The organism is Agrobacterium sp. FDAARGOS_525, from assembly GCF_003938925.1.
GTDB classification, from domain to species: Bacteria; Pseudomonadota; Alphaproteobacteria; order Rhizobiales; family Rhizobiaceae; genus Agrobacterium; species Agrobacterium pusense.
In genome coordinates this window covers 99,786-121,658 of record NZ_RKIU01000003.1, presented here as the reverse complement: position 1 = coordinate 121,658, position 21,873 = coordinate 99,786, and the positions used below count along the sequence as shown (strand labels likewise).

At 58.6% G+C, this 21,873-nt stretch carries 20 protein-coding genes and 1 other RNA gene; 16 read left to right on the top strand and 5 right to left on the bottom strand.

Translation table 11 applies throughout. The annotated features are described in order from the left end of the window. Nucleotides 1-23: 23 nt before the first annotated feature. The 5 genes from EGT36_RS01785 to EGT36_RS01765 all read right to left on the bottom strand — a co-directional run bounded on the left by EGT36_RS01785 (nucleotide 24) and on the right by EGT36_RS01765 (nucleotide 4,698). The gene (locus EGT36_RS01785) at nucleotides 24-2,144 is read right to left on the bottom strand and encodes a Mu transposase C-terminal domain-containing protein (protein WP_125269990.1); all 2,121 of its coding nucleotides are present in this window, start codon (nucleotides 2,142-2,144) and stop codon (nucleotides 24-26) included. Beyond that, complete coding sequence (locus tag EGT36_RS01780) at nucleotides 2,141-2,599, bottom strand: hypothetical protein (RefSeq protein ID WP_125269989.1); 459 nt, start codon at nucleotides 2,597-2,599, stop codon at nucleotides 2,141-2,143. Before EGT36_RS01780 ends, EGT36_RS01785 begins: the two co-directional genes overlap by 4 nt. After that, entirely contained in the window at nucleotides 2,599-3,570 is a 972-nt protein-coding gene (locus EGT36_RS01775; protein WP_125269988.1) for a ParB/RepB/Spo0J family partition protein, read from the bottom strand. The genes EGT36_RS01780 and EGT36_RS01775 overlap by 1 nt, the downstream gene beginning before the upstream one ends. 118 nt (nucleotides 3,571-3,688) lie before the next feature. Continuing rightward, nucleotides 3,689-4,399, bottom strand: coding sequence for a hypothetical protein (locus tag EGT36_RS01770; protein WP_125269987.1), 711 nt, complete (start codon nucleotides 4,397-4,399; stop codon nucleotides 3,689-3,691). Then, on the bottom strand, nucleotides 4,396-4,698 hold the full coding sequence (locus tag EGT36_RS01765) for a helix-turn-helix domain-containing protein (protein ID WP_125269986.1): 303 nt from the start codon (nucleotides 4,696-4,698) through the stop codon (nucleotides 4,396-4,398). The genes EGT36_RS01770 and EGT36_RS01765 overlap by 4 nt, the downstream gene beginning before the upstream one ends. Before the next feature lie 146 nt (nucleotides 4,699-4,844). On the opposite strand from EGT36_RS01765, the gene EGT36_RS01760 reads away from it, so the two are divergent. The 16 genes from EGT36_RS01760 (at nucleotide 4,845) to murD (ending at nucleotide 21,873) form a co-directional block, all read left to right on the top strand. Then, nucleotides 4,845-5,648: an XRE family transcriptional regulator gene (locus EGT36_RS01760; protein WP_125269985.1), complete on the top strand. Its 804-nt coding sequence runs from the start codon at nucleotides 4,845-4,847 to the stop codon at nucleotides 5,646-5,648. A 34-nt stretch (nucleotides 5,649-5,682) separates the two neighbouring features. After that, nucleotides 5,683-6,300: a hypothetical protein gene (locus tag EGT36_RS01755; RefSeq protein WP_125269984.1), complete on the top strand. Its 618-nt coding sequence runs from the start codon at nucleotides 5,683-5,685 to the stop codon at nucleotides 6,298-6,300. A gap of 606 nt (nucleotides 6,301-6,906) precedes the next feature. Continuing rightward, a complete protein-coding gene (locus EGT36_RS01750) occupies nucleotides 6,907-7,647 on the top strand; it encodes a J domain-containing protein (RefSeq protein WP_034498855.1) in 741 nt (246 codons plus the stop codon). Next, the gene (locus EGT36_RS01745; protein ID WP_022556606.1) at nucleotides 7,644-8,423 is read left to right on the top strand and encodes an N-acetylmuramoyl-L-alanine amidase; all 780 of its coding nucleotides are present in this window, start codon (nucleotides 7,644-7,646) and stop codon (nucleotides 8,421-8,423) included. Before EGT36_RS01750 ends, EGT36_RS01745 begins: the two co-directional genes overlap by 4 nt. A 248-nt stretch (nucleotides 8,424-8,671) precedes the next feature. After that, on the top strand, nucleotides 8,672-9,211 hold the full coding sequence (locus tag EGT36_RS01740; protein WP_004442810.1) for a lytic transglycosylase domain-containing protein: 540 nt from the start codon (nucleotides 8,672-8,674) through the stop codon (nucleotides 9,209-9,211). 88 nt (nucleotides 9,212-9,299) lie between these two features. After that, entirely contained in the window at nucleotides 9,300-10,487 is a 1,188-nt protein-coding gene (locus EGT36_RS01735; protein WP_037089873.1) for an FAD-dependent oxidoreductase, read from the top strand. A 60-nt stretch (nucleotides 10,488-10,547) separates the two neighbouring features. Further along, complete coding sequence (locus tag EGT36_RS01730; protein ID WP_125269983.1) at nucleotides 10,548-11,738, top strand: NAD(P)/FAD-dependent oxidoreductase; 1,191 nt, start codon at nucleotides 10,548-10,550, stop codon at nucleotides 11,736-11,738. A 56-nt stretch (nucleotides 11,739-11,794) separates the two neighbouring features. Beyond that, an RNA gene (rnpB, locus tag EGT36_RS01725) (RNase P RNA component class A) lies at nucleotides 11,795-12,196 on the top strand. 401 nt (nucleotides 12,197-12,597) lie between these two features. Next, entirely contained in the window at nucleotides 12,598-13,038 is a 441-nt protein-coding gene (mraZ, locus tag EGT36_RS01720) for a division/cell wall cluster transcriptional repressor MraZ (protein WP_037089876.1), read from the top strand. Nucleotides 13,039-13,052: 14 nt separating this feature from the next. Continuing rightward, on the top strand, nucleotides 13,053-14,078 hold the full coding sequence (gene rsmH, locus EGT36_RS01715; protein ID WP_037089877.1) for a 16S rRNA (cytosine(1402)-N(4))-methyltransferase RsmH: 1,026 nt from the start codon (nucleotides 13,053-13,055) through the stop codon (nucleotides 14,076-14,078). Between the two features lies 1 nt (nucleotide 14,079). Next, on the top strand, nucleotides 14,080-14,637 hold the full coding sequence (gene ftsL / locus EGT36_RS01710) for a cell division protein FtsL (RefSeq protein WP_004442805.1): 558 nt from the start codon (nucleotides 14,080-14,082) through the stop codon (nucleotides 14,635-14,637). Next, nucleotides 14,637-16,379: a peptidoglycan D,D-transpeptidase FtsI family protein gene (locus EGT36_RS01705; protein WP_037089879.1), complete on the top strand. Its 1,743-nt coding sequence runs from the start codon at nucleotides 14,637-14,639 to the stop codon at nucleotides 16,377-16,379. Before ftsL ends, EGT36_RS01705 begins: the two co-directional genes overlap by 1 nt. Nucleotides 16,380-16,436: 57 nt before the next feature. Beyond that, nucleotides 16,437-17,906: a UDP-N-acetylmuramoyl-L-alanyl-D-glutamate--2,6-diaminopimelate ligase gene (locus tag EGT36_RS01700; protein WP_125269982.1), complete on the top strand. Its 1,470-nt coding sequence runs from the start codon at nucleotides 16,437-16,439 to the stop codon at nucleotides 17,904-17,906. Next, nucleotides 17,903-19,336 (top strand): UDP-N-acetylmuramoylalanyl-D-glutamyl-2,6-diaminopimelate--D-alanyl-D-alanine ligase, encoded by a 1,434-nt coding sequence (locus tag EGT36_RS01695; RefSeq protein WP_004442800.1) that lies wholly within the window; start codon nucleotides 17,903-17,905, stop codon nucleotides 19,334-19,336. The genes EGT36_RS01700 and EGT36_RS01695 overlap by 4 nt, the downstream gene beginning before the upstream one ends. Nucleotides 19,337-19,359: 23 nt before the next feature. Continuing rightward, nucleotides 19,360-20,460, top strand: a complete 1,101-nt coding sequence (gene mraY, locus EGT36_RS01690) for a phospho-N-acetylmuramoyl-pentapeptide-transferase (RefSeq protein WP_003522196.1) — start codon at nucleotides 19,360-19,362, stop codon at nucleotides 20,458-20,460. 3 nt (nucleotides 20,461-20,463) lie between these two features. Further along, the gene (gene murD, locus EGT36_RS01685; protein WP_037089883.1) at nucleotides 20,464-21,873 is read left to right on the top strand and encodes a UDP-N-acetylmuramoyl-L-alanine--D-glutamate ligase; all 1,410 of its coding nucleotides are present in this window, start codon (nucleotides 20,464-20,466) and stop codon (nucleotides 21,871-21,873) included.

Here is a 21,873-nt window from a genome sequence, read left to right as displayed (position 1 = left end):
GTTCTTCCTCGTGTGTGTTGGTGTCAGGCGACGGCGCGGAGGACGTTTCGAAGGGCTTCAACGTCGATGCCTGACATTCTGAACAGCTCTCGTGCGACTTGCTGCTGGAGGCAGCGACGCAATACATCCGCCTGACGAGCTGTGATTTTTTCCGGATTTTCTAACGCCCACGCAGCAAGAGCTTCGTCTGTTGCAAAGGTCTGGATGCGGGTGACTTCAGCAACTCCGGTGGCTGCTGGAACGGTTTCGCCGTCACTGGTGACAAGCACCGGACCGGCTGGCACCGGCGCTGGTTCATGGTCGATGATCGGCATGAAAGTTTGAATTGAGGCGTCGATAAAACTGCCGGGTGACAGTTCCGCTTCGACTTCTGCAAGATGATCTTTCAGGCGACGGGCGCGGGCGTTTGCGCGCTTCTCCATCGCTGCCCGTTCCATCGTAAGCGGAATGTACCGCTCCTCGTTGCCTGCGAAGATTGCCACGCAGATCAGCCGGCCCATAAGCTCTTCGCCTGATTTCCGGTCGATCTCGCGGACCCAAACCTTGCTGGCGTCGTGGATATCGTAGCCAACCAGCACGTATTCCCCGTGGAACTCTTCCAGCGCCAGATTGAAATAGGTGTTGGTCAGCCACTCGACCATCGAGCGGGAAACCTTGCGTTTCACGTACGGACGGAACAGGTCGTTCTTTTCATGCTCCAGAACCGGGACGATCTCGAAGCCGGTCGAAACGTGGTATTCCCAATACTGATCGGGCGACATTTTCCCCGGCAAAGACGAATGCGGCTTGGCGTTATAGGACGCCACGGCATTCACACATGCCGTTAGAAATTCCTGCCACGAGGGCAAGCGGCTGGAGGAACCGAACAGCTTGATATCCTTGCGGGTGGCCTTGAAGGAGCGTTGTCGCGCCTGCCGGTCCATATCCTCGCCAATGTAGGTTTCGAACTCTTTGGACAGCGGGTTCCAGACCGAGCCGTTAAACCGCTCAATGATGCCGCGTGCCTGCGAATTCTGTGGCAACGAATGCAGCTTTGTGATGCCAAGGCGTTCGGTAACGCCGGTCAACTGGTTGTCCAGAACGTCGTTTTTGAAGCCGGGACCACGGTCCACATAGAAGATCGCAGGAATACCGTTCTGTTCGCAGGCGTAACGAAGGGCATCGACCACGCCGATGGTGTTTTCTGCCAGACCAAAAGAGAAGCCGACGCAACGGCGCGTGGCGACATCCACGATGCTGGTGATTTCCGGGCGGAACGGCTGGCCGTGGATCGGGTGCGCGATTTCCGCGTCGAATGTCTTTCCGTCAGCCGTGTAAACACAACCCGGCAGCAGATCGTCTGTCGAACGTAGAGTGTAGGCCATGCGGCTTTTGAGCGTCAGGGAGCCTTCGCGGCCACGATGCTTTTCGACGTTGCCAAGGCGCGCCATAAGGCGGCGCACCTGATCGTAATTCGGTGGCATGATGTGCGCGGGGAGCGCCTTCTTGAACTGTGCCAGCGCGTCGGTCAGGCATGGCTTTTGCGGCTGCGCGTAAAATCGCAGGAACTGCCAGAACCATGACGGAACGTCCTGCTTTTCCTTGGTCGGCAAAGGTGCCAGCGCGCCGACGCCAACGGTGTCGCGCAGCTTGAACCAGTCGTAAAGGGTGGCACGGCTAACGCTGGCCTTGTTGGCACGGTCATTGGCAACTTGCAGAATGGTTTCTGAGATTTCGACCGCTGCCGGATCGGCAAGGAACGATTGGATAGCCTGTCGCTGCGACATGCCGTTAGAAATCTGGTGTGTGTCGATAGCTGACAGCACCGCAGAGCGCGCATTCATCACGTCTCGCTGGCGCGCCGTCAGGTTTGCCGTTGAAAGCTTTTCGCGGCGGGCAAGCTCTTGACCCTTCTTCTCCTGCTGATTGGCCAGCACCAATTTCCGGTTCTTCTCGTCATGCAACGCAGCCTGCAAAGCTTCCGGCAACAACGAAACGTGGTATTCCATTCCGCCGCCGACTTTATCGCGTTTGCGGCAAAGCGGGGATGCATCCCAATTCTCTCGATTTATATGATCTTGGACACGTCGCTTGCTGTGCGGCAAAGCCTTCAGCTTGAGGCGAATACCGGCAGCTGCAATTTCCTGCGCGGAGTAGTAGCTCATTTCAGCCCCCTGATACGACCAGCAAGGGCATCGCGGCGGCGGGTGCGCTCTTCGATCTCGCGGTCTTCGCGCCAGATTTCGATGATGTCTGCATACCGCTCCGGCACGGCCACGAACCCGGAGAAATCGCAGATGAAAGCGAGAAGCTCATAGCAATCAGTCACTTCGAGCAGCGCTATGAAGCGCTCTAGCGTAATCTTGTGGTCCCGGCGTGCGGGGGACGCATAGCAATCCAGCATATTTTCCGTCACGCGCTGCCCAAGATACTCCGACATGGCGTCCGCGATTTGCGCGCGAGACATGTCTGATTTCTGCATGGCGTGAGCGAGAACACGGGCGATCTTGACGTCGAGCGTGCCGCCTTTTGATACTTCGGGATCGATACGCGCCGCGACTTCGACCGGCGTGTAATCGCGGAAGATATCAAGGGTGAGAGAGTCGCGACGCTTCTTCATCAGATACGGCCTCGACGCTTGAGGGAGGCGATAATCCGGTCTTCGTGCTCAATGACGACATCATCCAGTTCATCGTCTTTCAGGCCACCGAGAAACTTGCTCATCGTGGCAATGCTTTTCTGCAATTCAGCGAGGCGAGCATCGACTTGAGCCGCAACGATCTCACTGCCGCCGGGCAAGGATTTGAGCGTCTTTGTGACGGCAGCGACCTTACGCTCGGTATGGGTCAGCGCACGGCCATTGGCGATGATCGCAATGGCATCCGGCACATTGGTTGCCTTCGGCGGCTCTGCAAATAGGATATCAAGCACCTTGGCCTGATCCCCATGAGACTGCTCTGCCAGCTGCTTCAGACCGGCTTGATGGTCAGCCAACCATGTTCCCGCGCAACGGCTTCGGGAAGCGTCCGAAAGGTCCTTCCAGATTTTAACGGCGGCAAAAATTGCTGATCTGGACAGACCAAGCTTTTCAGCCGACGCCTTTGTGAAGCCGAACAGCTCTGGTGCCTCAGGATCAGAATCCAAACCTTGGACTCTGATTTCTGATTTGCGGTCGCCGCCGTTCTTGGTTTCGGGGTGGAGACGTTCGTAAGCGCCCTTCAGTTCATAAAGATGCTGGAAACGGTCGAGCTTCTTCAGTTTCGGCCGCGCAAGGTTCTCCAGAACCTCTTCAATTCTGGCCTCTTCGTCGGACTTCGCCAGAGATACGGTGAGCGGAATAGCGCTCCAGCCAAGCAACCGCACCGCCTCAAGCCTCTTACGGCCAGCGACGAGGCGATAGCGGTTTCCAACGGCGCGAACGCGGATCGGGTGCTGCAAGCCGGTGACCGCGATAAGGGTCGCAAGTGCCGCTGCCTCTTCGGGATCGAAATGGCGGGCACGATCTTCGGGAATATCGATCCATGTAAGGGGAGCGTGAACCACGTCCGGCTTCGGCGGTTCAGCAAGTTCAGTCGTCTTTGGTTTTGGCATTTTTCGGACCTGAGATATCGGGATTTTCGATGCGGAGCCGCCTGCTGGAGGCTGTACGGCGGCTCCGCTGGATCGCGCCGGACGCAAGAACCGGATCGGCGCAATGAAAGAAGGGAGATCAGGCGGCGGAAGCGTCGTACCTGTCCGCGATTTCGCGCAAGCGGCTGGCAACTAGCTTTGCCGCCTTGGCCTCGGCGTCGCGTTTGATTTCGGCAAGCGTCGACTCAAACAGTTTCGCGGCGAACGCTTCGAAATCATTGGACGAGCCAGCGCGGTCGGGTTCGGCAACAATGCCAAACACGTTGATGCGGCGTGTCTCTGGATCGATTTCGGTGGCGACTAGCGGGCGCTGAAAGGTAACTCCATCTGGAGACGGAAGGAGCGCATCGACAGCGGCGACATGCAGCTTGGCCCCCTTCGACGGCGCTGGCGTCACCGGAAATTCCGGCAGAGCGGCGGCAAGCCTTTCCTGCGCGGTCACACGGCGGGCCTGACGCTCCTCTTCACCTTTTGCCACCGGATGCGCAGATGACTTCTGCTGCGGGGCGACTGTTCCCAAAGCCGGAATTTCTCCACCTGGGCGGGGAATAAGGTTCGCCTGAACACCTGCAATCCAGCGCTTCACAATCGAGCGCGGTGGCGGCTCGATATGAAGGAAATGCAAGTCCTGCGCAAAGTCCTGATAGGCTGTCTGGCCGTTGTAGCTGACGGACTGCGCCTCATCCCAAAGACGGGCGGCGGGCTTGATGGCGGGTGCAGGCAAGTCGTGGAAGAAGGGAATGATTTCACTGTCAGCGGAGCGACGGGAGTTTGACAACATACTGTTCATGCCGCCACCATCATGCCAGCAGTGGCGTTAGATTTTTGACTTTCTAACGGTGGCCATTTTGCGCTATCCAATATGCCGGAGCTTTTCTTCGGGTAACGAGTCGGCCAGAGGTTTTCGGGCTTCTGGTCAATGAAGGCGGCAAGCGCGGCCTGTCCGTTGTAGTGAGTGGTGGTGTTCAGTTTCCGTAGCAGGGAGCGATGAAATCCATTTCTAACTGCAAGTTCAGTTAGCGTCATTCCTCTTCGATGGACTTCGGCCTTTATGGCCTGCCAGTCCATAACTGGCTTTTGTTTGCTCATGGTTTTTCTCCGCTGAGAAAGCGGGCGTTCCAGCGCCCGCTTTTTTGGGAATGTTTCGGTACAAGTGCGAAGCGCATAAGCGGTTCGCTGATAGGAGTATTAGCAGAGATTCTCTGTTTTGAAAACAGGGATTGTCTGTTTTGCACATGGCTAGAACAGCGATCGCGAAAACCCCGTTGGGTCAAAGGCTTACGAGCGTCAGGCAGGCGGTTGGTTATCCAAGCCGCAAGCCTTTTGCTGAGGTTTTGGGGGTGCATCCTGAAACGTTAGGCGGTTACGAGCGAGGTGATTCGATCCCCGACCTCGATTTTCTTCAGCTCTATAAACAGAGATTTTCTGTTTTTCTGGACTGGCTGATTACCGGCGAAGGCCAGATGTTTACGCCAAACGACGCCATTAGCGTCGCGCCTCGGGTAGACTCGATGATCCTTGATCCGGCGAGCGGCTCAGGTTCTTTCCTGTATCACGCTGCTCAGCATCTTGCCGAAAGCAAAGGTGAAGGCGTATTGCCCGCCACGCTTCAAAAAGCTGACTTCGTCAACTTGCCCCAGTATGATGTGAGAGCGTCGGCGGGGCGGGGGCTTATCCCCATCAACGAAATGCCGGTTTCACAAACAGCCTTTGAGCGCAGTTTTTTGCGAAGTCTCGGCGGTGCGCCAGACTTCTGCTTCATGATGTGGTCAACCGGCGACAGCATGTTTCCGACAATCCATGACAGCGCGCTGCTAATTGTCGATTCGAGCCAAACGGTCGTTGATCATGGACGGATATACGTTTTCGCTGTGGGTAATGCCGTTTTGGTGAAGCGTGCAAAGTGGCGGATGGACGGCAAACTTGAGCTGGCATCCGACAATGTCGATGGCCATTATCCCGTCGAAACCTTCGATGCCGATCGCGTGGAGGATTTGGTGGTTGTAGGTCGCGTCATTTTTATTGGCCACCAATCATAGAGGATAAAGGCCGCGTCCTTTTGTGGAGATATCAATGTTTAGAAAGGCCTTGTTTTGCTCTCTGGCACTTGCGCTTGGGACAGGATGCGCTGCCGCCCAAGGAGTAACGGTCAAATCAAAGCGCCCGGTGTCGGACGGCTGGTTTAAAGGTGAGCAGCTCGTAATGACCGAGCGAAGCGGTGGTGTTTACTCAGAGCGACAAGGCAAAACGTCAGAAGGATACCAGTACTCGATTTCCCGAAACGGAGCGAAGCTGATGGCAGGGCAGCAAACGTGGGGTGTCTCTTGTTCCGTTGATTCAATGGATGATAAAACCTACTGCCACTTGATGTTGATAGGCGGAATGAAAATATCGTTCTCCCCCCTCGACGCAGGAAGCTCCTCATTGATTTGCTTGAATTTCAGCGATTTCACACCGGTGTCTGGAATGATCCGCTTCGATAAGCTGCCTGCACAGAAGACAGACAGAAAAGGGTGCGCGCTCGCCCAACCCTTCCGCGACATATCCCAGGCTAAGGCTATAACGATCCGAACTGATCAGATGGGGCCGGATTATAAATTTGAGCACCAGTTATCTCTGGACGGCTTTAGGCAGGCGTCGGAGCTTCTTTCGTACTTACGCCTAAATGGAGCTAATCTCTCATTCGATTAGAGTTTTTCTAACGCGGATTTTTGAAATTTGCCGCGTCCCACTTGAAAAGTGTTGTCGGTTACCCCTCTTCGAAAAATTATTAATTCAAATCAACGATCTAGGCTAAGTGGGACATAGTGCGTCTAAGTGGGTCGTTTCGTCCCACTTAGAGTGCGGCGAATGCTTTGCCGAATGATCTGAATTTTTGAAATTGACGGTAGGCTATTTGGCTCTTCCAATCGCTGCCATCGACTTTTCTTCTTTTTTTTCAAAATGTTGTTCTTGTCAGCGCCGTTGGCAGAACAATGCGAGAAGAATGCGCGAATCTGTCCAGAAGAATGCGCGATTTATCTCCACTTTTGATAGGTGACTTTCATATTCCCGTCCGACGCCGTTAGAGGCATGGCGCCGGAATTCCCTTATTTCATCGGCATTTGCGGGTTTTGTTGGCCGGATAGCTCTCGTCCAGAAGGTAACACCCCCCTACACCCTGTGGAAAACCCGGAGTTCCGTTCACCCCGCTATCTTGTTCCTGAAGCAAAACTGTCGCAAAGATGAATAAAAGTTAATGCCGCTTACCCGCTGTGGATATTGCATTCGCGGCAATATCCCGTCATGCTTGCGGTCATGATGTTCGATTTCGCCTGTTTGCAAATTTCATCCCTGTGGGAACGGCTGCTCGGCGCAATCGGCGACGCGGCAGGCAACGCGCTTGGTCGCGTGGTGGAAGCCATCCGCACGCTGTTCGAAGGTGATCCGGAAACGCGCCGCAAGGTCTCTTTTTCCGTGGCCATCATCGCGCTTTCCGCCAAGATGGCGAAGGCCGACGGCATCGTCAACGATGCCGAGGTGCGGGCCTTCAGGCAGATTTTCGATTTTCCGGAAGAAGAAGCCAAAAACGTTGCCCGTCTTTATAACCTCGCACGTCAGGACGTTGCGGGTTACGAAGCCTACGCGGAGCGGCTGGCCGGTCTTTGCGGTTCCGGTCACGATAATTGCGAGATGCTGGAAAGCGTCATCGACGGCCTTTTTCATATCGCCAAGGCGGATGGCCTGATCCACGAGCGTGAGCTTGCCTTCCTCGGCCGTATCGCGGAAATCTTCCATATCACCGAAGATCATTTCGAAACGATCATGGCGCGGCATGTGCATATGGATGGACGCGATCCCTACCGCGTGCTCGGTGTTTCGCCGTCCGACGACTTCCTGGATATCCGCAAGCGTTACCGTTCGCTGGTGGCGGAGCATCATCCCGACAAGCTCATCGCCCGTGGCGTTCCCATGGAATTGCATGCGGCTGCGAATGAGCGTATGGCGGCTCTCAACGCCGCCTATGCGGCCATCGAGAAAGAACGCCGCGTCGCATGAGTGAATGTCTGCCGGATTTTACCCCGGATTTCGGGGGCGCAACTGTTGCGCCTTCGCCTAATCACGGCGAGAGGATCGGCGTGCCCGGTCCCGATATCATTCTTCTTCATTATACCGGCATGACGACAGCCGATGGCGCTCTGTCGTGGCTCTGCAATCCCGAAAGCCAGGTATCGAGCCACTACTTTGTTTTTGAAGACGGGCGCATCGTCCAGCTTGTGCCGGAAACCCGACGTGCATGGCACGCGGGAAAAAGCTCCTGGGCCGGGGACGAGGATATCAACTCCCGCTCCATCGGCATCGAAATCGCCAATCAGGGTCATCCCGGCGGGCTGCCGGAATTCCCCGTGGAGCAGGTGGAAGCCGTCATCGAATTATGTCGCGATTGCGGCCAGCGGTGGCATATCGCCCCTGAAAGGGTGCTTGCCCACTCGGACGTGGCGCCGATCCGCAAGGTCGATCCGGGCGAAAAATTCCCGTGGGACATCCTGTCGCAGCACGGTGTCGGCCATTGGGTTGAACCCGCGCCAATCCGCGGCGGGCGTTTTTTCCAGCGCGGCGACCATGGCCAGCCCGTCGAAGCGCTGCAGTCGATGCTGTCCATCTATGGTTACGGCGTTGAAATAACGGGCAATTATTGTGAAAAAACCGAGGGCGCCGTGGCGGCGTTCCAGAGGCATTTCCGGCCCGCACTGGTGGATGGCATTGCGGATTTTTCCACCATTGACACCCTGCACCGGCTGATTGCCAGCCTGCCGAAATTTTCGGTCGCCTGAACGCAGTTTCTGGAAAACGAATCCCGGTTTGCCGCGCTCCGCAAGTCGCTTTTTTTGGGTTGCCACAGTTAATCCGCATTGAGGAAGTTTAAGAACAGCACTGTATGCGGTGACGTTCTTCAGGGGAACCTGCCGTCAATATCAATCAAGGAGACCGGACAGCGGAGAGTCGCGATCGACTTTCCGGGCGTTGACTAATTGTGCCGATTCATTGTTCCGGTCCTCCGATCTGGAGACTTTTTCTACATATGAACAGGGTTGTTGTTGCTGTCGTAGTGGGTATTGCTGTACTCGCTTCGCAGGCGGGGATTGCTTTTGCCAAAGATGAAGACGTGAAGACCAAAACCGTGACGCTGGAGAATTTCTTCCGCAAGCCCGGTTATCCCATGCCAGAAAAGAGCCTGCCTTCTTCGCTCAGGAACGATTATTCCGATCTGATCGTCAAATATGCCAAGCGTTACGGGGTTCCCACCAATCTGGCGCATGCCGTGGTTTCGGTTGAAAGCAAGTTCAACCCCAAGGCTCGTGGCAGCGCCGGCGAAGTCGGGCTGATGCAGATCAAGCCGGCAACGGCGCGGATGATGGGTTATCGCGGCACGACCAAGGCGCTGTACGACCCCGAGACCAACATTCGCTGGGGCATGCAATATCTGGCGACGGCGCATCAGCTGGGCGGCGGTCAGGTTTGCAGCACGATCCTGCGGTACAATGCCGGCCATGGCGCTACCCGCATGAACCCGGTCTCCAAGCGTTATTGCGGCAAGGTGCAGGCGCTGCTGGCCGGCTGAGGCCTCCATCGTCTGAGAAATTGCGAAAAGCGATTCCGCTTCCACCCGGCATGCTGTAGTCAGAAGCAAAGCTGATACGGAGCATGACATGCCGGATTTCAAATATATCGTCGTCGGGGCCGGGATGATGGGAGCGGCTGCGGCGCGGCATCTCTCAGTGCAAACGGATGACGTGGCGCTGATCGGCCCGGGTGAACCCGCCGATCCCAAGACCCATAAGGGCGTGTTCTCAAGCCATTACGACGAGGCGCGCATCACTCGCGGGTTTGACGGTGATCCCGTCTGGGCGGAACTGGCGCAACGTTCCATCCACCGTTATGCCGAGATCGAGGCTAAGAGCGGCATCCGCTTTTTCACCGAAGCGGGCTGCCTGTTCACCGGCAACGGCAAGGGTCTTGCCGGTGATTATGTCTCGCGCGCCCTTTCCTCGGCCGACCGTCTAGGCCTTGGCATAGAGACGCTGGGCCATGATGTGCTTGCCGACCGGTTTTCGATGTTCTCCCTGCCAGCCGATCACGGCGGTTATTTCGAGGCGCGGAATGCCGGTCACGTCAATCCACGCGCCCTGGTGAAAGCGCAGTGCGTCATTGCGGAAGCGCAGGGCGCACGGTTGCTGCGCGAGACGGCGGCGCATATTCGCGATACCTCCCGTGGCGTCGAGGTTTCGACCCGCGAAGGGGCCATCCACACCGCCGAAAAGGTCATCGTAGCCGCCGGCGGTTTTACCAACATGGCAGAACTTCTTCCATCGCCGGTCGATATGGCGGCAACGGGCCGAACCATCGTGTTTTTCGAGCTGGACGAGGCAAGGCAGGCCCTGTTTGGAGCGATGCCATCCACCATCGTCCTCGCGGAGATCGAGGACGACATCGTCTACATCCTGCCGCCGGTGCGTTATCCCGACGGCAAGGTCTATCTGAAGATCGGCGGCGAGAGCGAGAAGGGCAGGCTGGAAACGCTGGCTGACGCGGTTGGCTGGTTCCATTCGGACGGCACGCCTGAGGAGGTGGAGTTTTTGAAGAAGCGGGCGCTATCACTGATGCCGGAGCTTGCCGGCTGCCCCGTGACCTCAGGCTCCTGTGTCGCCTCCATCACCCGCAGCGGCTATCCCTACATCGGCTATACGCAATCTTCCAACATCGCGGTTCTGACCGGCGGCAATTTCGTTTCCGCCAAATCTTCGGACGAAATCGGACGGCTGGGAGCCGTGCTGCTTTTGAACGGTCAGCTGGCAGAGGATGAGTTCGCCGCCGAAATGGCCCCGGTTTTCGTCTGACATTTTCGGGCGAAGCGGCTAAAAGGTTTCGACGGAAGTGAGCGGGTAAAGAGGGGCGGCATGGCGGGACATTTCAAATATATCGTCGTGGGCCGCGGCATGATGGGCGCCGCCGCCGCCCGCCATCTGGCCGAAACAGTGGATGGCGTCGCGCTGATCGGTCCCGGTGAGCCTGCAGATATAAAATCGCATCAAGGCGTCTTCGCCAGCCATTACGACGAGGCGCGGATTACCCGCACCATCGATGGCGATGCCGACTGGGCGTTGCTCGCCAACCGTTCCATTGCACGTTATGGCGATATTGCGACACGCAGCGGTGTCGAGTTTTACGCGCCGGTCGGCTGCCTGATGGTTGGACCTGAGCGGGGCGGCGCCAATCCCTTTGTCGATGATGTTCTGAAGGCGGCGGCTCGGCTCGGGGTTTCCACGGAACTCCTGGATGACCAGAGCCTGAAAAGCCGCTTTCCCTATTTCTCCTTCGAACAGAGCTGCGAAGGCGTCTTCGAGAGGGATAATGCCGGTTACGTCAATTCCCGCGCGCTGGTGAAAGCACAGACCATACTGGCGGAAAAGGCGGGCGTTACGCTGATCGACGATATCGTTGTTTCCACCCGGGAAGAAAGTGGCCGGGCATCGGTTCATACGGCATCAGGTGCGGTTTACACCGCAGACCGGGTGTTGGTGGCGGCTGGCGGCTTCTCGATTACCAAAGATCTGTTGCCCCAGCCGGTAGCGCTGGATGTCTATGCCCGCACCGTTGCTTTCTTTGAGATAGATGAGGGTGATCTGGATCAATATGCCGGTATGCCGTCGCTGATCTACGAGCCGCGCGATACGACAAAACATATCTATCTTCTGCCGCCGGTCCGCTATCCCGATGGCAAATTCTACCTGAAGATTGGCGGCGATCCCGATGACAAGCGGCTCGGCAGTGATCCGGAAATCCGGGAATGGTTCCGTTCCGGCGGACGTGAAAGCGTGCGGGATCATCTCGCTGACATCGTCGGAACGCTGGTGCCTGCCATCGATCTCTCGCGTGTCTCGATGGCCGCCTGTGTCGTCTCCAAAACCGGCAGCGGTTATCCCGCCATTGGTTTCACAGCCTCGCCGCGCATCGCCGTTCTGACCGGTGGTAACGGCACGGCGGCCAAGAGCTCCGATGAGATCGGACGGCTTGGCGCGTTGCTGCTACGAGACGGAGAAATCGCCGACGGTGCTTTCTCGACGGATTTCAAACCCGCATTTCTTTAATCTTGGCCGTCGCTTTTCGGTGGCTTTCGCTGCGGAACATGGTTATGCAGCCCATGCCAGTTGGCCGGGCAGCCGCGCTTTACCAATGTCGAAAGACGGTAAGGTGAGGAAAGTCCGGGCTCCACGGAAATACGGTGCCGGATAACGTCCGGCGGGGGCGACCCCAGGGAAAGTGCCACAGAGAGCAAACCGCCATGCATCGCATGGTAAGGGTGAAAGGGTGGGGTAAGAGCCCACCGCGCTTCTGGTAACAGCGGCGGCAAGGTAAACCCCACCGGGAGCAAGACCGAATAGGGATGACACGGGGCGGGCGAAAGCCCGTTCACAGCCGGTTTCCGGGCCCGTCATCCGGGTGGGTTGCGCGAGGCGGCATGCAAATGCCGTCCCAGATGAATGGCTGCCACGTTCCGGGTCAAACCGGGGCCATACAGAACCCGGCTTACAGGCCAACTGGCGAATTTCCTCTTCGGCTTCGAGGGTGGAAATTTTGGCGGGATGAAGACATCCTGTTGTTTCATAAAAGAAAATATATTTTTCCATGATGCATTCTTGCGTCGTGAAGACGGATTGCTGCGCGCAAAGTAAACCATTCGTTAAACTTAACGGCTTATGAATTTCCGATGCGAAGGCGGTATCGTGCCGGCTTCATCCCATTGACGCCCATAGTGTCCCATGATATCCCAAATGCACACCACATTGGGTCGTGTTTTTGACCCGCAATCGCTGAAACGAGTGAGGAGCCTGCAAGGGGCTGCTGCAGGGCACGTCGCCCTGGCGCTTGGCGATGTGTCGTGCGTACCGGTGTCGGCTGCAGGGCGGATGAATCGCTTTGCGGCATGCGGTTTTGGCGAGTTGGGTAATGGACCGCTTTTTATCGAACGTGACGAACAGGATCGACGCCAAGGGGCGCGTTTCGGTTCCGTCTCCGTTTCGTTCGGTGCTGGCGAAGCGCGGCGTTCAGGAGCTTTATTGTCTCCAGGATTTTGCGTTTCCGGCAATCAGTGTCGGCGGTCCGGATCTGCTGGAGCGCTACGAGCGGCAGATTGCGTCCATGGATGCCTTCTCGCCGGAAGCGAACGCAATGTCGCTGCTGGTTCACGGCGGCGGTGTTTTCATGAAGCTCGACCAGGAAGGTCGATTGACGGTGACGGATTTTGTGCGGGAATTCACCGGCATCTCTACCGAGGTCACCTTCGTCGGACGAGCGGATCATTTTCAGCTTTGGCAACCGGATGCGTTTTTGGCGGCGCAGGCGGAAGCAAGAGCGGGGCGCGGTTTTTCGGCTGCTCGCCCCGCCTAGGACGGGGACAGTCAATGGCGGCGAATTCTGGCGGACGATCTTCTGATGCCGATGGCGGACCTCAGCGCCATATCCCCGTGCTGCTTCGTGAAGTCATCAGCGCGCTTGAACCCGCCCCCGGCAAAATTATTCTGGATGGCACTTTCGGCGCCGGCGGCTATACCCAGGCCATTCTCGATCGCGGCGCAAATGTCATCGCATTAGACCGCGATCCAACGGCGATCTCCGGCGGTCAGGCAATGGTCGCAGCCAATGGCGACCGGCTTTCGCTCATCCAATCGCAATTTTCCGATCTCGCGAAACATGCGCCCGAGGGCGGCCTTGATGGCGTCGTTCTCGATATCGGCGTATCCTCCATGCAGATCGACGAGGCCGAGCGCGGTTTTTCCTTCCAGAAAAACGGCCCCCTCGACATGCGCATGTCCGCTTCCGGCGTTTCGGCGGCCGATGTCGTCAACCGCGCCAAGGTTGGTGATCTCATCCGCATCTTCGGTTTTCTCGGGGAAGAAAAGCAGCCGGGTCGCATTGCCCGCGCTATCGAGAAGAGGAGAGCGGAAGAGCCTTTCCGCACCACCCGCGATCTGGCGGGCCTGATCGAGATCGTCACGCCACGCAAAGCCAAGGACAAGATTCATCCGGCAACGCGGGTGTTCCAGGCGCTGCGTGTTTTCGTCAATGATGAGCTGGGTGAGCTGGCGCAGGCATTGTTTGCCGCCGAGCAGGTTCTGAAGCCCGGCGGTCGGCTGGTCGTCGTCACCTTCCATTCGCTGGAAGACCGTATCGTCAAGAAATTCTTCTCCGACCGTTCGGGCAAGGCAGCCGGTTCCCGGCATCTGCCGATGGTGGAGGACAAGCCCTCCATTTTCGAGAATATCGGGAAGCCGATGATTGCTGCCAGCGACGAGGAGGCGGAGCTCAATCCGCGGGCCCGTTCGGCCAAGCTCCGCGCTGGCCTGCGCACCACGGCACCGGCGCGCGCTGCGGATTTCTCGATATTCGAGCTTCCCGATCTCGCCAGCCTTGAAAAGATGGGAGGCTGATATGCTGCGCACTTTCGATGTCATCTTGATGGGGGTCATGGTCGCTGCGGCGGTCGTGACCTATTCGATCAAGCACAAGGCCGATCTCAAGCTTGAGGAGGTCCGCAAGCTGGAGGCGGAAATCAAGCTTGAGAAGGATACGATCGATCTCCTGCGCGCTGACTGGGCGCTGCTGACGCAGCCGAACCGTCTGCACCGTCTCGTCAATGCCTATCAAACGGAACTCGGTCTTTCGCCGACACTGCCGACGCAACTGGCGCAGCCGCGCGAGCTGCCGATGCTGCGTTCGCAATTGCCGCAGCCTCCCGAGCCTGAAGGCATGAGCGTCGAGGATGTCATCGCCGCTGCCGTCAATGGCTCCAAACCCGGCGCGACGCTGGGTGGTGCTTCCAAGCCAAAATCACCGCCGGCAGGCCAGATTGCCGTCAACGGCGTGCCGGTGCCTACGCCGCGTGCCCGTGTTTCTCGCCCGGCACCGGCACCCGTGCCCGTCGCCTCCGCCACCGCCGGTGATGAAACCGACATGGACGACACGATAACAGGATCGGTGAACCGCTGATGTCTTTTCTCTCCCGCGCCATGGTTTTGAAGAGCAAGGCTCACTTTTCCGCCAGCACGACCGGCATCCACACCGATCATGCGGCGTTTGAAGGCGCGCGCAAGAAGCGCGCGGCGCAGGCGAAAAGCCGCGTCGGCCTTCTCATTTTCGGTTTCGTCGCCTTTTACGCCGTCGTCGGCGGCCGTCTGGTGCAATATGGCATCGCAGAGCAGGAGACGGTGTCGAGCATCGCGCCGGCCGACAGGCTGATGGCGTCGCGCCCTGATCTTCTCGACCGTAACGGCGAGGTGCTGGCCACCGATATCCGCACCGTCTCGCTGTTTGCCGAGCCCCATCGTATCGTCGATATTGACGAGGCCATCGAAAAGCTGCGCACCGTCCTGCCGGATCTCGACCAGCGCACGACCTATCAGAAGCTCTCCTCCAATTCGCGGTTCCAGTGGCTGCGCCGCCAGTTGACGCCGAAGCAGCAGAGCCAGATTCTCGCGCTTGGTATTCCCGGCATCGGCTTCCGTCCGGAAAAACGCCGCTTCTATCCCGGCGGGCCGACCGCAGCGCATGTCGTCGGTCACGTTAATATCGACAACCGCGGTGTTGCCGGCATGGAGCGTTACGTCGACAGCCAGGGTCTTGCCGATCTCACGGCGCTCGGCATGACGAGCGATCAGCCGCTCGAGCCTGTGAAGCTTTCCATCGACCTGCGCGTGCAGTCCATCGTGCGCGAAGTCGTGACTTCGGCCATCACCAAGTTCCAGGCGATCGGCGCCGGTGCCGTGGTTCTGGATGTGCATACCGGCGAAGTGCTGGCCATGGCCTCGGTGCCGGATTATGATCCGAACAACCCGGCCGAAGGCGCGAAAGAAGGCTGGCTCAACCGCATGTCGAACGGCACGTTCGAAATGGGCTCCACCTTCAAATCCTTCACCATTGCCATGGGTCTTGATTCGGGCCGCGTCCGCCTCGGTGATATGTTCGACGCGCGTTACCCGATCCGCATCGGCGGCTTCACCATCAAGGACTTCCACGGCAAGGGCCGCATGCTCTCGGTGCCGGAAATCTTCCAGTTTTCGTCCAATATCGGTACGGCCAAGATTGCCGATACCGTTGGCACCGAAGGGCACAAGGAATTCCTGACGCGGCTTGGTCTTCTCACCCGCATGCAGACCGAACTGCCTGAAGTAGCGCTGCCTTCGCAGCCGCGTGAGTGGAAGAAGATCAACTCCATCACCATCTCCTTCGGCCATGGCGTTTCAACCACACCGCTGCAGACGGCGGTTGCCGGTGCGGCACTCGTCAATGGCGGCAAACTCATCGAGCCGACCTTCCTGCCGCGCACCCGTGAACAGGCGGATCAGGTGGCAAAGCAGGTGCTGAAACCCGGCGCCAGCAAGGATATGCGCTTCCTCTTCGAATGGAACGGCGTCAACGGTTCAGGCCGAAATGCGCGCGTCGATGGCTTCAACGTCGGCGGCAAGACCGGCACGGCCGATAAGGTCGTCAACGGCCGTTATGTGCACGACAAGAACTTCAACGCCTTCCTGTCGGCTTTCCCGATGGATGATCCGCAATATGTGGTGCTGTCCTTCATCGACGAACCGAAGACCGACAAGGGCAATGGCGCGGCACTCGCCGGCACGTCCGCAGCACCCATGGTGCACGATATCATCAGCCGCACGGCGGCGGTGCTGGGTGTGAAGCCGAAGTTCGGCAAGGATGGCTCGGCCTTGCTCGTGTCTTATTGATTGTTAGCTTATGATGTTCCGGCGATTCGTGCCGGGGGGACAAGACGGAAACAGTCGATGAATTTGCGAGATATATCCGGAAATGCGTTTCCGGAATTGAAAGAATTGCTCCTGTCTGAGATCGGGGCGATCGAAATCGGGGGGATCACCGCAGACAGCCGCAAGGCTGCGCCGGGCAGCCTGTTCGTTGCGGTTTCTGGCACCAAGGCTGATGGTGCGACCTATGTAAAGGATGCGGTTGCCAAGGGTACCGTTGCCGTTGTTTCTGGGCACGCGGTGGAAGCCGAAGTGCCGGTTCTGGTCGTGACCGACCCACGCCTTTATCTCTCCCTTGCCGCCTCCCGCTTTTACGGAAAACAACCGGAAACCATGGTCGCCGTCACTGGCACCGCGGGAAAGACCTCGGTTGCCTCCTTCGTGCGGCAGATCTGGGCTTTCGCCGGCCATGCCGCAGCCCAGATCGGCACAACCGGTGTCATCGCTCCCGGCCGGGAGGATTATGGCGCGCTGACGACGCCCGATCCGGTGACGCTGCATGCGCTTCTGGCCGAGCTTGCGAGCGAGGGCGTCACCCACGCGGCGATGGAAGCTTCCAGCCACGGTCTCGACCAGCGCCGCCTCGATGGCGTGCGCCTTTCTGCCGCCGGCTTTACCAATCTTGGCCGCGACCATATGGATTACCATCCGACCGTCGAGGATTACATGGCCGCGAAGATGCGGCTTTTCGATACGCTGATGGAAAAAGGCGCTCCCGCCGTGATCTTCGCCGACGATCCTTGGTCGGACAAGGCGGTTCATGCGGCGCGCGAAGCGGGTCTCGATGTCCGCACCGTCGGACGGAACGGGCAATATCTCGCTTTGAAGCGCGTTGAGCATTTCCGCCACAAGCAGATGATCGAAGTGCATCATGACGGCGTCATCCACGAAGTCGATATCCCGCTCGCGGGTGATTTCCAGGTGGCCAATGCGCTTGTTGCCGCCGGTCTTGCCATGTCGACGGGTGTTCCCGCCGCAACGGCGCTCAATGCGCTCGAAAAGCTTGTCGGCGCTGCCGGCCGTCTCGAATTAGTGGGACAAACGAAAAACGGCGCGCTTGCCTATGTGGATTACGCCCACAAGCCCGATGCGCTGGAAAACGTGCTGACCTCGGTCCGGCCCTTCACCTCCGGCCGCATCATCACCGTTTTCGGCTGCGGCGGCGACCGCGACAAGGGCAAACGCCCGATCATGGGCGAGGTCGCGACCCGTCTTTCCGACATCGTCATCGTCACGGACGACAATCCGCGCTCGGAAGACGCGGCGACGATCCGCTCCGAGGTGATGGCGGCGGCGCCCGACGCTCTGGAAATTGGCGACAGGTCCGAGGCGATCCGCCATGCGGTATCGATGCTGTCGCATGGCGATACGCTGATCGTCGCGGGCAAAGGGCATGAAGAAGGGCAGATCGTTGGCTCCGTGACACTGCCTTTTTCCGATCATGAACAGGTGCGCACTGCACTGGCAGCGCTGGAAGGATCGAAAATTTGAGCTGGTTATGGACAGTCGCCGATATGATCGCCATCACCGCAGGACGCCCGGTGGGCAACCTGCCGACAGGAATCACCGGCATTTCCATCGACAGCCGGACGGTGAAGCCGGGTGAAGCTTTCTTCGCCATCAAGGGTGATCGTGTCGACGGTCACGACTATACGAGTTTCGCGGTTGCCAACGGGGCAGGACTTCTGGTCGTTGCTGAAGCCAAGCTGCCAGCGCTCGGCCGCCTGACGGTGCCGATGATCGTGGTCGAAGATGTTCTTGCAGCCCTTGGCAAGCTTGCCATCGCGGCGCGTCAAAGAACATCGGCGCGCATCATCGCGGTGACGGGCTCGGTCGGCAAGACGACGACGAAGGAAATGCTGCGGCAGGCGCTCGCGCCATCGGGCCGGGTGCATGCGGCGGTGGCTTCCTTCAACAACCATTGGGGTGTTCCGCTGACGCTTGCCCGCATGCCCGCCGATACTGAATTCGGCGTGTTCGAAATCGGCATGAACCATTCCGGCGAAATCCGGCCTTTGGTGAAGATGGTCCGCCCGCATGTGGCGATCATCACCACCATCGCGCCTGCCCATCTCGGCAACTTCAACAACATCGAAGAGATCGCCGCCGCCAAGGCGGAGATTTTCGAGGGCGTGGAGCAGGGCGGTTCCGTCATCCTCAATCGTGACAATGCCCAGTTCGAGCAGCTTGAAGAGGCGGCGCAGGAGCAGGGCATCGAACACATCCTGACCTTCGGTCAGCATGCCAAGGCGGATTTCCGCCTCGCGGATTTCGAGAGCACGACGACTGGCTCGACGATCTGGGCGATCCTGAACGGCGAAACCAGCGAGCTGCATCTCAACATTCCGGGCCGGCACATTGCGGACAATGCGATGGCGGTGCTTGGCGCCGTGGCGATCACGGGCGCCAATCTCGACCGTGCTTTCGAAGCGCTGGGATCGCTTGAGGCGGTGAAGGGGCGTGGCCAGCGCCACCATCTGCAGATCAACGGCGGCTCCTTCCTTCTGATCGATGAAAGCTACAACGCCAATCCTGCCTCCATGCGGGCGTCGATCGCGGTGCTGGCGGAAACGCCGACGCAGGGCCATGGCCGTCGCGTTGCCGTCCTCGGCGACATGCTGGAGATGGGCGAATTTTCGGCGCAACTACATGAGGAATTGGCCGGGCCATTGCTTGCGGCGGGTATCGAACATGTGTGGCTGGCAGGCGAGGCGATGGCCGCTTTGCGCGACGCGCTGCCTGACAGCGTCACCGTCATCTGGTTCCCGACGACGGCGGAACTCACCGATTTCGCCCTGCAATGGGTGCAACCGGGAGACGCGCTGATGGTAAAATCGTCACTTGGGCTTGGTTTCGGCAAGATTGTCGCCGCCCTGCTTGACAAGTATCCGGCATTCCCCGAGACGGAACGCCAAGTCTGAAATAGCCTTTTGAAAGGGCAATTATGCTGATCTGGCTCGTCGAACTGTCGGATAAAATTCAAATCTTCAACCTGTTCCGGTACATCACCTTCCGGGCGGGGGCGGCGATGTTCACCTCTGCGTTGATCGTCTTCCTGTTTGGACCGGCCATCATCAATTCGCTGCGCGTGCGTCAGGGCAAAGGCCAGCCGATCCGCGCCGACGGGCCGCAGACGCATTTCAAGAAAGCCGGCACTCCTACCATGGGCGGCTTGATGATCCTCGCCGGCATTCTCGGCGGTTCGCTTCTGTGGGGCGACCTGTCGAATGTCTATGTCGTCGCCGTTCTAATGGTGACGCTTGGTTTCGGAGCCATCGGCTTCTACGACGATTATCTGAAAGTGACGAAACAGAGCGACAAGGGTTTTTCCGGCAAGGCTCGTCTCGGCATCGAATTCCTGATCGCGGCGATTGCCGTGTTTTTTATGATGAAGATGGCGCTCGCTTCCGCGCCGCATGGCGGCACGCTCGGCAGCTCCATCGCTTTTCCCTTTTTCAAGGAATTCGTGATCAATCTCGGTTATTTCTTCGTGCTGTTCGGTGCTTTCGTCATCGTCGGCGCGGGGAATGCGGTGAACCTGACCGACGGTCTCGACGGTCTCGCCATCGTGCCGGTCATGATCGCGGCCGCCACTTTCGGTGTGATCGCCTATCTCGCCGGTAACGCCGTTTTTGCCAATTACCTGCAGATCAATTTCGTGCCCGGAACGGGTGAACTCGCCGTTATTGTCGGCGCCGTTATCGGTGCCGGCCTCGGTTTTCTGTGGTTCAATGCGCCGCCCGCGGCCATCTTCATGGGCGATACGGGTTCTCTCGCGCTGGGTGGCCTGATCGGCTCCATCGCAGTCGCCACCAAGCACGAGATCGTCATGGTCATCGTCGGCGGTCTCTTCGTCATGGAAACCCTGTCGGTCATCATCCAGGTCTTCTGGTTCAAGCGCACCGGCAGGCGCGTCTTCCTGATGGCGCCGATCCATCACCATTTCGAGAAAAAGGGCTGGACGGAAAGCCAGGTGGTTATCCGTTTCTGGATCATCTCCGTTGGCCTCGCGCTGCTTGGCCTCGCTACCCTGAAGCTGAGGTGAGCGATGATCCCGGTCACGTCGTTTAAGGGTAAGAAAGTCGCTCTCTTCGGGCTCGGCGGTTCGGGTCTTGTCACGGCCCGGGCGCTGGTCGCCGGCGGTGCCGACGTCGTGGCTTTCGATGATAATCCTGACAGCGTTGCAAAGGCCGAGGCCGAGGGCATCAAGACGGCGGATCTTCGGACGATTGACTGGTCGAGTTTCTCCTCCTTCGTGCTGGCACCGGGCGTGCCGCTGACGCATCCGAAGCCGCACTGGTCCGTCGATCTGGCGAAAGCCTCCGGCGTCGAGATCATCGGCGATATCGAGCTCTTTGTCCGAGAACGTCGCGCCCACGCGCCGGATTGCCCCTTCATTGCGATTACCGGGACCAACGGCAAGTCGACCACCACGGCGCTGATCGCACATATTCTGAAATCGGCTGGTCGCGATACGCAGCTCGGCGGTAATATCGGCACGGCAGTGCTTAGCCTCGATCCGCCGAAGGCGGGACGCTTCTACGTTGTTGAGTGCTCGTCCTACCAGATTGACCTGGCGCCCACGATCAATCCAACAGCCGGCATTCTTCTCAATCTCACCCCCGATCATCTCGACCGGCACGGTACGATGCAGCACTATGCCGACGTCAAGGAACGGCTCGTTGCCGGCAGCGGCACGGCGATTGTCGGTGTCGATGACAGCTACTCGACGCTGATTGCCGATCGCGTTGAGCGTGCCGGCGTCAGGGTCGAGCGCATTTCCAAGCGCAATGTTGTTTCCGAAGGTCTTTATGCCGAGGGCAGCCGCATCCTGCGGGCGCATGGGGGAACTTCGTCGTTACTGGTCGATCTCGACGGTATCCAGACGCTTCGCGGCAGCCACAATGCGCAAAATGCGGCGGCGGCAATTGCGGCCTGCCTTGCAGTCGGTGTTTCCGAGGATGAAGTTCGTGCAGGTCTCAAATCCTTCCCCGGCCTCAAGCATCGCATGCAGCCGGTTGGCCGACGCGGCAATGTCACCTTCGTCAATGACAGCAAGGCCACCAATGCCGATGCGGCGGCACCTGCGCTTTCGAGCTTTGACCGCATTTACTGGATCGCCGGCGGTCTGCCGAAGGCCGGCGGGATTGCCAGCCTTTCACCGCTTTTCCCGCGCATTGCAAAAGCCTATCTGATCGGCGAGGCGGCGGCGGAATTTGCAGCGACGCTCGGTGAAGCGGTGCCCTACGAAATATCCGGCACCCTGGACAAGGCCGTGCAGCATGCGGCGGCGGATGCGGAAAAAGACGCGACGCCCGGCAATATCGTGATGTTGTCCCCGGCTTGCGCAAGTTTCGATCAATATAAGAACTTTGAAGTGAGAGGTGATTCGTTTGTCGCGCAGGTCGCGGCGCTCGATGGCATGACGATGCTCGTTCACTCTGGAAAAGGGGGCTGA